The following is a 12,837-nucleotide window of genomic DNA, read 5'->3' on the forward strand; positions in this document are numbered from 1 at the left end:
ACGCGAGTGCATGTGCGGCATTGCCGGAATCTATCATCTTGAAACGCCAAAGCCCGTCGACCCCGCCAGGGTCGAGGCGATGTGCGATGCGATGGTCCATCGCGGGCCTGACGGGCACGGGGTTTGGACGGCGCCGGGCGTAGGGCTGGGGCATCGACGCCTGTCGATCATCGATCTTGCCGGCTCTCCACAGCCAATGGCTTCCAGCGATGGCCGCGCGATGCTGGTCTTCAACGGCGAGATCTACAACTACCGCGAGCTGCGCCAGGAACTGCGCAAGACCGGCGCGATGTTCCATACCGACGGCGACAGCGAGGTCATTCTTGCTGCATGGCAGCGCTGGGGCCCCGAATGCGTCAGCCGCCTGCACGGCATGTTCGCTTTCGCGATCTACGACTGCGAGGCGCGCACGCTTTTCCTGGCCCGGGACCGACTGGGCGTGAAGCCCCTGTTCATGGCGCCATTGAGCGACGGCAGCCTCGTCTTCGGTTCGGAACTCAAGGCGCTGCTGGCGCATCCCCTGCTGCGGCGGGATGTCGATCCCTTGGCCGTGGAGGATTACCTGGCCTGGGGCTACGTGCCGGACAGTCGCTCGATGATCAAAGGGGTCATGAAGCTGCCCGCGGGCCATTCGCTGCTTCTGCAGCATGGCAAGTCGTTGCCCGCGCCCCGGCAGTACTGGGACGTCTCCTTCGCCGAGCGGCGCAAGGGGAGGGTTGAGGACCTAGAGGCCGAGTTGCTGCACCTGATGCGGCAGGCGGTGACTTCGCGCATGGTGGCCGACGTCCCGCTCGGGGCATTCCTTTCAGGCGGCGTCGACAGCTCGAGCGTGGTGGCCCTGATGGCGGAGGCCTCTTCGCAGGCCGTGCGCACCTGTTCCATCGGTTTCGACGTCGCCGCGCTCGACGAGACAGCATACGCCAGCCAGGTCGCGGAGCGTTACGGCACCGATCACCAGGCTCGGCAGGTCTCCCCGGACGACTTCGGGATGATCGATACGCTGGCGGGCATGTTCGACGAGCCATTCGCCGATGCTTCGGCGCTGCCGACTTGGCGGGTGTGCCAGCTTGCACGCGAAAGCGTGACAGTCGCTCTGTCCGGTGACGGCGCGGACGAGGCGCTTGCCGGTTATCGCCGGCATCTTTTCCAGCATGGCGAGGATCGCGTTCGCGCGCTTCTGCCGCAATCGGTGCGCGGTCCGGTGTTCGGAACGCTGGGTGCGATCTATCCCAAGGCTGACTGGGCGCCGCGGCCCCTGCGGGCAAAGACGACGCTGCTTTCGCTCGCGGGCGATTCCGCCGAGGGCTATGCGCGTGCGATCGGCTTCACTTCGCCGGAACTGCGCGAAAGCCTCTATTCCCCGGAGTACCTGCGACTTCGCGGGGACTACCGGGCCGAGACACCGCTGCTGGAACTGATGCGCGGCGCGCCCGCGCGCTCGGGGCTGGACCGCGCGCAATATGCCGACCTCAAGTCGTGGCTTCCGGGGGATATCCTGACCAAGGTCGACCGCACGAGCATGGCGGTCAGCCTTGAAGCGCGCGAGCCCTTGCTCGATCACCGGTTGATCGAATTCGCCGCCAGCCTGCCCGAATCGATGCGCGTGCGCAGCGGGCAGGGCAAGTGGCTGATGAAGCGCACGATGCGGCGATTCCTGCCGGACGACATCCTTTATCGCCCCAAGCAGGGCTTCGTGACGCCGATTGCCCAGTGGTTTCGCGGTCCGCTCGCCCAGGTGGCCCGGGATGCCTGTTCCAGTGCCCAGCTGGCACGAACCGGCTGGTTCGACAGCCGCCGCCTGTCGGGCCTGGTCGATGCGCATCTGGCGGGAACTTCGGACAATTCCCGGCTGCTCTGGCAGTTGCTGATGCTTGAGAAGGCATTTACCAAGTTGGGTATTGCCTGAACCCGCCTGCGTGCTGGACGAAACGGTGTATTCCTGCCTGTGTAAAAGCCGGGAATTAACTACACCCAATCTTAGGACATTTACTCTAGGCCATCCCTGAGAAGCGTCATCGAAGGACGTGTATGAAGGTCAAGGTCTACGATTTTCGGGCGGAAAAAGCGGGCGATTCCCGCAGCGCTGACGCGTATCTGCCGTCCGTTGATGCGTCGGCACCAAGGGTGAGGCCGAAATGACCGATCTCAAGGCCCGTTTCCGCAAGTTCTGGAGCAATGCCCGCTTCCGCATCGTCTTCTGGGCGACGCTGACCGGCGTTCTGTGCGGCGTTTCGGGTGTCGGCCTGCCGGTCGAGGATGTGATTGGCAGTATACGCGATTATTTACGGCGCCATCCCTCGAACGGCGAAATTGCGCTCGTTCTCCAAGACAGTCGAACGCTCGACGAGCTTGGTGCCATTGATGTGACTAGGGCTGAAGACGCCAAAGTGACCGCAGCGCTCTTCGCGGCTGGCGCAAAGCGCGTTTTCTTCGATCGTGGGTTGCGTTACGACGATTCTGACAACGGTAATAAGCAATTCGTCGATGTGCTGAAGAAGCACCCCGGGCAGGTCTTTCTCAGTGCCATGCCCAGCAGCGACGGCGCAGGCGGTAATCACGCAAGCGTTTTGCCGTCCGTGACTTTCAGGGAGAATGCCAAGGTGGTGTCCGCCCTGGCCTTGCATCATCCCTTCAACCTCAATGTAAGTTGGCCGTATTCGTCGAATAGTGCGATTGGGGTAATTCCTAGTTTGCCGGCTGCAATCGCAGGGGTGGAGCAAGGGCCCGATCTCCTTTTTCAGCCCGACTATTCGATCGACTATCGGACAATACCCACCAGCAGCTACATAGATGTGCTTCGCGGAGACTTCGAGAAATCGAACGTCGCCGGGAAGGATGTCATCATTGCACCCGGGTCGATCGCATATAACGACATTCATCCGTTGCCCGGCGGGCAGGGGTACGCACCAGGCGGCTATTTCCATGCTATCGCGGCTGAGACACTAAAGCGCGGATTGCCGATGGATGTGGGCTGGATTCCACCATTCCTGCTTGTTTGCGCCATTGTGATTTCCGGCTTTGGACGTGGTCGCGTCTTCGACGTTTATCGCTTTTCGGGTCTAGCGCTGGTCCTGATCGCGGCGCCATTTGTGCTGAATTATGTAAACATCAAAGTGGATATATTTCCTGCGCTTGCCGTTGCCGCCGTGGCGGTCTTCCGCATGCGTAACCTCGATCGCGTGGAGGTCGCGGGCGAGACCAATGCGGGCTCGGGGCTCCCGAGTGTGCAGGCACTGCGCAATTTCGACGCGATGTCGACCAAGATCCTGGTTGCTCTGAAGATACGCAATTACGGAGCCATAATCGGCAGCTTTGCCGAGCACGTGGAGGCGCAAGTCGCGCATGAAATCGTGCGGCGTATCCGCATCAGCGATCACGACGTGACCGTCTATCATGAAAGCGGCATGTTCCTGTGGCTGTCGAACATCCGCAGCACTTTCGATCTTTTCGAAAACCTCGAAGGCCTGCATCGCATCGTTCAGAACGGCATCCAGGTCAGCGGCATGGATATCGATCTCTCCTTCAACTGCGGCATCGATTCCGAGTTCGACCGGACGGTCTCCAGCCGCGTCGCAAGCGCGATGCAGTCGGCAGAGGAAGCGGTTCGCAACGACGAACTCGTCTATCAGCACGATAGCCGCCGTCATGAGGCGCAGTGGGAACTTTCGCTTCTGACCCAGCTCGATCGCGCTATCGACAATGGCGAAGTCTGGGTCGCCTATCAGCCCAAGCTCGACGTGAAGTCCAATCGCATTGCCGGTGCTGAGGCGTTGGTGCGCTGGACGCACCCGGAACGTGGACCGATCAGCCCGGACAAGTTCATCCGCATTGCCGAGGAATTCCACCGGATCGAACGCATAACCCGCTTCGTCGTCAACGAAGCGGTGCGTTCTGCCGTCAACCTCGCGCGGCTGGGCTACGACTTCTCGATGTCGGTCAACATTTCGGCGCAATTGCTGCGCAATCCGGGCCTTCCGGGAATGATTTCAGAGATTCTCGCCGCGCACGGTCTGCCGCCGGAGAAGCTGGTCCTGGAAATCACCGAGACCGATCGTCTCGATCGCAGTTCGCGAACGTTCCAGATGCTCCAGCGCCTGGTCCAGTCCGGGCTGCGCTTGTCGATCGATGATTTCGGCACGGGCAATGCGACGATCGACTACTTGCGCTACCTCCCGGCCGCAGAGGTTAAGATCGACAAGGTCTTCATCCAGGCCATGGAAGCGAACAAGGAGGACTACCTGCTCGTCCAGTCGATCATCGAAATGGCCCATTCACTCGATCGCATTGTCGTTGCTGAAGGGGTGGAAACCGGGACCGCGCTCGAGATTCTCAAGGGCATGGGATGCGACACCATCCAGGGCTACTACGTCAGTCGTCCGGTGCCATTTCCTGATCTGATCGATAATATCGAAAGGAAGCAGGCCCGAATGAATGGTTAAAAAAGTCTTGCTGACATCTTAACTCATTGTTATCCATATGGGCAGCCGCAAAAAACGCGGCGGTTCACATGGGGAAATACAATGTACAGCTGGCTTTGGGGCGGCTTCGGTCGCTAAAAATCGGACAGTCAGCGACCTCTTCGGGAGTAAATGTCTCGGCAGGTCGCGGCGTCTTTCGATACCGGTTTCTCAGCATTTATCGCTCTGAATCAGGTATTTAACGGATATATTTAAATCCGTGACGAAGCGCTCTGGCCGCGTTGGCTCAGGGCGCTTTTGATATTTGGGCTTTGGCTGGGCGCGTCTCGCGCGATGCTCGCAGGACCTGGCTGATGACCCGATCCTTGCGACTCACATGTGTCCCGATTCGGGATTCGTTAACGAATTGAAGAGGTCGAACGGTCGAATTCGTTAACGAATTCAGCTTTCGCCATGGCCGAGCGCAAGATAATCCGCGCTCTGCATTTCGTTAAGACGGCTGACCGTGCGCTCGAATTCGAAGCGGCCGGAGCCGGCTTCGTAAAGCTCCTCGGGAGCGGCGTCGGCAGCGACGATCAGCTTGACCTTGTTTTCATACAGCGCATCGATCAGCGTCACGAACCGGGCGGCTTCGTTGCGACGGTCCGGCCCCATTTTCGGGATGCCGACGACGATCACCGTGTGATAGGCGCGGGCAATGGCAAGATAGTCGGACGCGCCGCGTGCTTCGCTGCACAGCCGTTTGAAACTGAACACGCCGACACCCTTCAGGCTCTTGGGCACGAAAAGAGTGCGACCACCACCAACGTCGATCTCGGTCGAAGGCACGTGCTCGGCATCTTCGGGCGGATAGTCCGTCAGGCGATAGAAGGCCTCGCGTGCCTGCTGCGTCGTCGGTTCACCGAGCGGCATGTGCCAGGTCGGCATGCCGCCCAGACGGGCCAGCCGATAGTCGGTGGGGCCATTCAACGTCATCACGTCCAGTTCCTGCTCGATCAGATCGATGAAGGGCAGGAAGTGTTCGCGGTTCAGGCCGTCCTTGTAGAGCTGAGATGGGGCCCGGTTGGACGTGGTGACGATCGTCACGCCTTCGTTCACGATCAGATGCGTAAACAGGCGGCTCATGATCATGGCGTCGGCGGAATTGTTGACGACCATCTCGTCGAAGGCGAGGCACTGGACGTTGCGTGCGATCTGGGCTGCGACCGGCGGGATCGGATCGCCGGTTTCATTCTTTCGTTCGTCGCGCAGCAGGGCGTGCACATCGAGCATGAAGGCATGGAAGTGGACGCGCTTTTTCTCGGTAATGTCGAGCGTCTGGTGGAACAGGTCCATCAGCATCGACTTTCCGCGGCCGACGCCGCCCCACATATACACACCGCGCGGGGGCAGGGGCTTCTTGCCGAGCAGGCGTCCGATCAGGCCCGTGGACGAGCGTGCCTTGTACATCTCTCGCTGGAGGCGATCGAGGCGTTCGGCAGCCGCTGCCTGCTCCGGGTCGACACGGAGTTCGCCCGTGGCGACGAGCGCCTCGTAACGGTTCAGCATGCCGGTCATCGCGCAGACGGTTTCCGCAAGGTGCCCATGTAGGAAGCGATCAGTTCGCCGTCCTGTTCAAGATTTCCGCGAAGGAAGAACAGGCGGCCGGTTTCCTTCATGACTTCGCAGATCGCATCCAGCGGGGCACCGAGGCGTCCGCTGCCCACGAACTGCGTGGACAGGTCCAGCGTTACGGAGGCAGCGGCATTGCCGCCGACCACCTGGTGAACGGTTGCGAACAGGGAAATATCGATCAGCCCGAGGATCACGGCGCCGTGGAGCGCGCCGTGCAGGTTTGCATGCCTGGTCGTGGTGTTGCGCATGCGCAGCCGCGCCGCCCGGTCGCCTTCCTGTCGCAAAAGCATCTTGCCCATCACAACAGGGTTGAAGCGATCCTGGTCGGCCATGTCCCACGTATGCCAGCCCGGGTTTTCCGGATCGGGCTCGTGGATGAATGCGCTGGTAGGTTCCACCTCGGCTCAGACCGCGAGGATCAGACCTGGCGCTCCGCCTGCATCTTTTTGATTTCGGCGATGGCGCGCGCCGGCGAGAGGCCCTTGGGGCACACGTTGGCGCAGTTCATGATCGTGTGGCAGCGGTAGAGGCGGAAGGGATCTTCCAGTTCGTCCAGACGCTCGCCGGTCATCTCGTCGCGGCTGTCGGCCAGCCAGCGATAGGCCTGGAGCAGGATTGCCGGGCCGAGAAACTTGTCGGAGTTCCACCAGTAGCTCGGGCACGACGTCGAGCAGCAGGCGCACAGGATGCACTCGTAGAGGCCGTCCAGCTTTTCACGCTGCTCGGGGCTCTGCAGGCGCTCCTTGCCCGAAGGCGTGGTCGAGACGGTCTGCAGCCAGGGCCGGATCGAGGCGTACTGCGCGTAGAAGTGGGTGAAGTCGGGAACGAGGTCCTTGATCACTTCCATGTGCGGCAACGGAGTGATGCGGATGTCGCCCTTGAGGTCCTCGATTGCCGTGGTGCAGGCAAGACCGTTCGAGCCGTTCATGTTCATCGCGCACGAACCGCAGATGCCTTCGCGGCAAGAGCGGCGGAAGGTCAGCGAAGGATCCTGTTCGCTCTTCATCTTGATGAGCGCGTCGAGGACCATCGGGCCGCAGTTGTCGAGGTCGATTTCGAACGTGTCGTAACGCGGGTTTTCGCCCGAATCCGGATCGTAGCGATAGACGGTGAATTTCTTCACGCGCGTTGCGCCTTCCGCCTTGTGGACGTTGCCCTGCTTCTTGATCTTGCTGTTGGCCGGGAGGGTGAAGGTCGCCATGAAAGAATCCCCGTGATCTCGCATTGCGGCATGAACCGCTTCTGCAGACCCCTCTAGCGATTCAGCGGCCCGGGGCAAGGGGCCAGAATGACAGGTCCTGCTGTTTGGGTAGGGGGCTTGGTGGCGGGAATGGCTGGTGCCGAAATTTAACTAAGTCATTGTAATATATATATAAATAGTCGAATTTAGGACCGCGGAGGTGGGTTTGGGGCATCCCAGGACCTGATTCCGCCTACGCGATTTGTCATCAGGATGATGGCTTATTTATGCGAATCGCGGCAGTTTTGCTGCTGATGAGGGCCTTTCGCCGTGCTTTGAGGGCGGGATGCCGAACCTTGGCCGGTCCGCTTCCATGCCGGGGACCGCAGCGAACCTGCGGCGTAGATGGTGGCATGATCAGCCGGTTTTCGCAGGAATGAGCAAGGAGCGATTCAGATGACATGCGCCTGTATCTTCGGTGCCGGCGGCGGAATCGGTTCGGCGCTCGTCGAAGCGCTCGCCGCGCGTAGCGATGTCGAGCGGGTCTATGCCGCCAGTCGAAAGTCCCTGGCGCTTGGCGGCAAGATCGTCCCTCTTGCCTGTGATGTGACCGACGAAGGCGCAATTGCCGAGGCTGCACACCGCATGGAGCGGGAAGGGCCGCCTGACCTCGTGATCGTTGCCAGCGGGGCGCTCGACTTTGCCGACGGGGCAGGGCCCGAACGGTCCTATCGAAAACTGGACCAGGCAAGGATGGCGCAGCTCTTCGCGCTCAATACGATTGCCCCGGCCATGGTTGCGCGCCATGTGCTGCCGCTGCTCCCAAGGGACAAGCGCAGTGTCTTTGCGGCCATTTCAGCGAAAGTGGGTTCGATTGCGGACAATCGCCTGGGCGGTTGGCACAGCTATCGGGCCTCGAAGGCGGCACTGAACATGCTGATCCGCAATTTCGCTATCGAATTTGGGCGCACCCACCGCGAAAGCGTGATCGTTTCGCTCCATCCCGGCACCGTGGATACGCTGCTTTCACGGCCCTATCAGCGTAACCTGCCCACTGGCCAGGTAACCGATGCCGCGCAGGCTGCGCAAAGTCTGCTGACCGTAATCGATGGACTCGGACCTGCCGATAGCGGCGGGTTTTTCGCGTGGGACGGTCAGTCGATCCCGTTCTGATGGGATAGCTGGCTCGGTCCACGGACCCGCAAAAAAGAAAAAGCCCCGCAGCACGCAATGGCGCTGCGGGGCTTTTTCTGTCGGTTGGGCTTATTCGCCGAACGTGCGCTGCCACCAGCCTCGACGCGGGCGCTCGGCGCTCTCGTCATTGGCTGCTTCGTCACCTGACGATGCGTCCGCAGTCACTTCCTCGCCGGCAGGGGCGGCTTCGACGGGCGCCGCTTCAGGCGCAGCGGCCTCAACTGCGACCGGCCCTGCTTCCTCGGCGGGCTTGGGCTCGGCCTTCTTGCGACGGGTGCGCTTGGGCTTTGCCGGAGCTTCCTCGGCGGCAGGGGCGTCCTCTGCGGCTGCTTCCACCACTTCGGCTTCGGGCTTGGGCTCGGCCTTCTTGCGTCGCGTGCGCTTGGGCTTGGCCGGCGCTTCCTCGGCAGCAGGGGCATCCTCAGCGGGAGCCTCGGCCGCTTCGGCTTCGGGCTTGGGCTCGGCCTTCTTGCGGCGGGTGCGCTTGGGCTTGGCCGGCGCTTCCTCGGCAACCGGAGTTTCCTCGGCCGGAGCTTCGGCAGCGACTGCTTCAGGCGCTTCCTCAACTGCGGCTTCGGCTGCTTCGGGCCTAGGCTCGGCCTTCTTGCGGCGCGTGCGCTTCTTCGGCTTGGGAGCCTCCTCAACCTCAGGCTCGGCCTCGGCTACCGGAGTGGCCTCGATCGGAGCTTCGGCTTCGGCAGGAGCCTCGGCAACGTCTGCATCCTCGTGCGAACCCTGGCTGTCGTCGCCGGCTTCACCCTCGGTCTGCTCGCCTGCCTCGTCGCCGCGGCGTCCGCGCCTGCGGCGACCGCCACGGCGGCGGCGCTTGCGGGGCGCATCGCCTTCCTCATCGTCACCGCCGGCGAAGGTTTCTTCGCCCTCGTTGTCGTTTTCGGCGCTCTCGGAGGCTTCGGTTTCGGCGCTTTCGTCGCCTGACTGCTCGTCACGACGGTCGCGATTGCGACCCCGACGGCGACGGCGACGCTTGCGGCGGCCTTCGCCCTCGGAGCGGGCTTCTGCGTCCTCGCGCTCGATCTCGTCCTCGTCATCCTCAGGGATGTCGTCATCCTCGACCTCGACGGCGATCGGCTCGAAGCGGGGCACGAACTCGTTGCGCGGCCCCGACGAGATGACGCGCATCTTGGCGCCTTCGTTCTCGCCTTCCGGAATGACTTCGACTGCCACGCCGTAGCGAGCCTCGATGTCGGCAAGGTCTGTGCGCTTGGCATTGAGCAGATAGACCGCAGCCTCGGTCGACGCGAAGAGCGAGACGACCACGCCCTTGCCCTTGGCCGCTTCGTCCTCGATCAGGCGCAGCGCCGAGAGACCTGCCGAGCTGGCGGTACGCACGAGGCCGGTACCGTCGCAATGCGGGCAGGAGCGGGTGGTCGCTTCCAGAACGCCGGTGCGCAGGCGCTGGCGGCTCATTTCCATCAGGCCGAAGCTGGAGATGCGACCGACCTGGATGCGTGCCCGGTCGTTCTTGAGCGCGTCCTTCATCGCCTTCTCGACCTTGCGGACGTTGGAGCCGTACTCCATGTCGATGAAGTCGATCACGACGAGTCCGGCCATGTCGCGCAGGCGCAACTGACGGGCGATTTCCTGGGCCGCTTCGAGATTGGTGGCGACCGCCGTCTGCTCGATACCGTGCTCCTTGGTGGCGCGGCCCGAGTTGATGTCGATCGAAACGAGCGCTTCGGTCGGGTTGATGACGATGTAGCCGCCCGAGCGAAGCTGCACGACAGGGTCGTACATCGCGGTAAGCTGGTCTTCGGCGCCATAGCGCTGGAACAGAGGAACCGGGTCGGAATAGGGCTTCACCCGCCGCGCATGGCTGGGCATGAGCAGCTTCATGAAGTCCTTGGCGGCGCGGTAGCCTTCCTCGCCCTCGACCACGACTTCCTCGATCTCGCGATTGTAAATGTCGCGGATCGCGCGCTTCACGAGGTCGCTGTCCGAATGGATCAGCGAGGGAGCGGCCGAGCCGAGCGTCTTTTCGCGCAGTTCGTCCCAGAGACGCGCGAGGTAATCGAAGTCGCGCTTGATCTCGGTCTTGGTGCGCTGGAGGCCGGCGGTGCGCACGATGCAGCCCATTGAACGCGGCAGCTCAAGCTCTGCAATGATCGACTTGAGGCGCTTGCGGTCCGAGGCCGAGCTGATCTTGCGGCTGATGCCGCCGCCGTGGCTCGAGTTCGGCATGAGCACGCAGTAACGGCCAGCAAGGCTGAGGTACGTGGTCAGCGCCGCGCCCTTGTTGCCGCGCTCTTCCTTGACGACCTGCACCAGCAGGACCTGGCGCCGGTGGATGACGTCCTGGATCTTGTAGCGGCGGCGCAGGGCGATGCGCTTGGCGCGCAGTTCGTCGGCTTCCTTCGAACGGCCCTTGCCCTGGCGGCGGCGACCGCGACGGCGCGAACCGCCGTGCTCGTCTTCCGACGTTTCGCCTTCTTCCTCGCTGCCGTGGTCGAAGCCGTTCTCGACGTTGCCATCCTCGATGGTGGCGACTTCGTCCTTTTCGGATGTGTCGACTTCGGTAAGGCCGCCATCGTCGAAGTCTTCGCCGTCGTTGCCGTTCTCGTCGTCGTCCTCATCGTCGCCGTCACGGGCGCGCAGGGCGGCTTCTTCTTCGGCATGGGCCGCTTCTTCGGCCAGAAGCGCTTCGCGGTCTTCCTTCGGAATCTGGTAGTAGTCGGGATGAATTTCGCTGAAGGCGAGGAAGCCGTGACGGTTTCCTCCGAAGTCGACGAAGGCAGCCTGCAGCGAAGGTTCCACACGGGTCACCTTCGCGAGGTAGATGTTGCCTTTTATCTGCTTGCGTTCGGTCGATTCGAAATCGAACTCTTCAATGCGATTTCCCTTGAGTACCGCCACCCGCGTTTCTTCCGGGTGGCGCGCATCGATGAGCATGCGCGTTGCCATTATGTGATCTCCAAGCGCGCCTCGTCCCGGCCGGATCAGCCGAGGTGGCGCGATTCTGTTCGAAAAAGCCCGGTGCGTTGCCGAAGGCATGGCCGATCTCGGCGTGGCTCTTCGGTTTCCGGGCGTGGGTAAGAATGAAGTCGGGGCAATCCAGCGCCCCGTTTGCGGCTATCGTTACATCCGCTTCGAAAGCGGTGAGCGTGTCTGCGAGAGGAAGGCCGCGTGGCGAAATCGTACACGCGTTGAATTGCGACCAGACCGCCCACGCCCTCGGGGGCGTCGGCTGGCAAGGCGGCAATTGGCTTCTCATGTCTCGCGTCAACCTGTTAGGATCCGGAACAATTTCCGGCTTTGACGGCCGGAGCTTCGTCGCTGTCGGTCCTGTCCGGCACCATTTCGTGGCGCTTGTCCGGATTGCAAGGACCGAAGCATTCTCGCCCCGGGTCGGATTGGCCTAGCATTCATGGCCTTGCACGGCAAGTTACTTGCCTGACAGAGATCTGACACAGTCATGGTTACGGATTTCTTTCCGAATTCCGTGGGAAGTGCGCAGGCAAAGGATTGTCGAGGCGCGGCCCGGCACTTAGTCACTCGGCCATGTCGCGGGTCGTTCGCCTGATTGTTTTCCTGTCCGTGCCGCTCTCGCTGGCGCTGGCGGCTTATGTGATCCACCGCGAACTGGAGCGCCCCGTCGGCGCCCGGCACCATGTAATCCGCTTCGACATGCCCGCCATCGATACCCCGGTCGACCTGCCCAGGGTCGAAGGGCCGCCCGATGCCAGCCGTCCGCTGGTGGTGATCGATGCCGGACATGGCGGCTTCGATCCGGGCGCGGGGCAGGGGGCGCTGAAGGAAAAGAGCGTTGCCCTGCAGATCGCGCTGGCCGTGCGGGACCGTCTTCTGGAAGGCGGCGGCGTGCGCGTGGCGCTTACGCGAGACAACGACCGTTTCATCGCCCTCGCCGACCGCCCCGATATCGCCCGGCGCCTGGGTGCTGACCTGTTCGTTTCGATTCATGCCGACAGCGCCGAGAACGACACCGCGCGCGGGGCGAGCGTCTACGTCCTGTCTGAAAAGGGCTCCGACGAGGCAGCCCGCCGCTTTGCCGCGACCGACAGTACCTCGATCAAGGTGAACGGCGTGCCGTTATCCGGGATCGATTCCGATGTCGGCAAGATCCTCCTCGACCTGTCGCAGCGCGATACCCAGGCCAGTTCGAGCGAAATTGCCGGGCTCCTTCTGCGCGAATTGCAGGAGGCTCATATCGGCCTGCATCGCGACCATGTCGAAACCGCTGCGCTGGCCGTGCTCAAGGCGCCCGACATTCCCTCGATCCTGCTCGAAACCGGATACATCAACAATGTGGACGATGCGCAGTTCCTCGGCTCGAAACAGGGGCAGCGCACGATCGCCGGCGCCACGTCACGGGCGATCCGTGCCTTTTTCGCCAGGAAAGCGGCGCTCTAGGCGCGTGATATCTGGCATATCGCCGAAGGCTCATGCTAGAGGGCT

8 protein-coding genes are annotated in these 12,837 nt (G+C 62.3%); 4 read left to right on the plus strand and 4 right to left on the minus strand.

The annotated features are described in order from the left end of the window. The first annotated feature begins 10 nt into the window (after positions 1-10). The gene (locus tag JI59_RS18550) at positions 11-1,906 is read left to right on the plus strand and encodes an XrtA/PEP-CTERM system amidotransferase (RefSeq protein ID WP_007011112.1); all 1,896 of its coding nucleotides are present in this window, start codon (positions 11-13) and stop codon (positions 1,904-1,906) included. A 229-nt stretch (positions 1,907-2,135) separates the two neighbouring features. Beyond that, positions 2,136-4,439, plus strand: coding sequence for an EAL domain-containing protein (locus JI59_RS18555; RefSeq protein WP_007011111.1), 2,304 nt, complete (start codon positions 2,136-2,138; stop codon positions 4,437-4,439). 420 nt (positions 4,440-4,859) lie between these two features. Here JI59_RS18555 and zapE read toward each other — a convergent pair whose 3' ends face one another. From zapE to JI59_RS18570, 3 genes are read right to left on the minus strand one after another with little or no spacing between them, the layout of a single operon-like run. Then, the gene (gene zapE, locus JI59_RS18560) at positions 4,860-5,975 is read right to left on the minus strand and encodes a cell division protein ZapE (RefSeq protein WP_007011110.1); all 1,116 of its coding nucleotides are present in this window, start codon (positions 5,973-5,975) and stop codon (positions 4,860-4,862) included. Further along, positions 5,972-6,430, minus strand: coding sequence for a PaaI family thioesterase (locus JI59_RS18565; protein ID WP_007011109.1), 459 nt, complete (start codon positions 6,428-6,430; stop codon positions 5,972-5,974). The genes zapE and JI59_RS18565 overlap by 4 nt, the downstream gene beginning before the upstream one ends. A 20-nt stretch (positions 6,431-6,450) precedes the next feature. Continuing rightward, positions 6,451-7,233, minus strand: coding sequence for a succinate dehydrogenase iron-sulfur subunit (locus JI59_RS18570; RefSeq protein ID WP_007011108.1), 783 nt, complete (start codon positions 7,231-7,233; stop codon positions 6,451-6,453). A gap of 435 nt (positions 7,234-7,668) precedes the next feature. On the opposite strand from JI59_RS18570, the gene JI59_RS18575 reads away from it, so the two are divergent. Then, positions 7,669-8,385 (plus strand): SDR family NAD(P)-dependent oxidoreductase, encoded by a 717-nt coding sequence (locus tag JI59_RS18575; protein WP_007011107.1) that lies wholly within the window; start codon positions 7,669-7,671, stop codon positions 8,383-8,385. A 90-nt stretch (positions 8,386-8,475) separates the two neighbouring features. On the opposite strand, the gene JI59_RS18580 is transcribed toward JI59_RS18575, so the two are convergent. Then, entirely contained in the window at positions 8,476-11,325 is a 2,850-nt protein-coding gene (locus tag JI59_RS18580; protein WP_007011106.1) for an Rne/Rng family ribonuclease, read from the minus strand. A 597-nt stretch (positions 11,326-11,922) separates the two neighbouring features. Here JI59_RS18580 and JI59_RS18585 point away from each other — a divergent pair. Continuing rightward, positions 11,923-12,792, plus strand: coding sequence for an N-acetylmuramoyl-L-alanine amidase family protein (locus JI59_RS18585; RefSeq protein ID WP_007011105.1), 870 nt, complete (start codon positions 11,923-11,925; stop codon positions 12,790-12,792). The last annotated feature ends 45 nt before the right edge of the window (positions 12,793-12,837 follow it).

This window comes from Novosphingobium pentaromativorans US6-1 (assembly GCF_000767465.1).
Taxonomy (GTDB): domain Bacteria; phylum Pseudomonadota; class Alphaproteobacteria; order Sphingomonadales; family Sphingomonadaceae; genus Novosphingobium; species Novosphingobium pentaromativorans.

Coding starts and splice junctions, on each gene's coding strand:
- JI59_RS18575 (WP_007011107.1), top strand. CDS start 7,669: ATGACATGCGCCTGTATCTTCGGTGCCGGCGGCGGAATCGGTTCGGCG.
- JI59_RS18585 (WP_007011105.1), top strand. CDS start 11,923: ATGTCGCGGGTCGTTCGCCTGATTGTTTTCCTGTCCGTGCCGCTCTCG.
- JI59_RS18570 (WP_007011108.1), bottom strand. CDS start 7,233: ATGGCGACCTTCACCCTCCCGGCCAACAGCAAGATCAAGAAGCAGGGC.
- zapE (WP_007011110.1), bottom strand. CDS start 5,975: ATGACCGGCATGCTGAACCGTTACGAGGCGCTCGTCGCCACGGGCGAA.
- JI59_RS18550 (WP_007011112.1), top strand. CDS start 11: ATGTGCGGCATTGCCGGAATCTATCATCTTGAAACGCCAAAGCCCGTC.
- JI59_RS18555 (WP_007011111.1), top strand. CDS start 2,136: ATGACCGATCTCAAGGCCCGTTTCCGCAAGTTCTGGAGCAATGCCCGC.
- JI59_RS18580 (WP_007011106.1), bottom strand. CDS start 11,325: ATGGCAACGCGCATGCTCATCGATGCGCGCCACCCGGAAGAAACGCGG.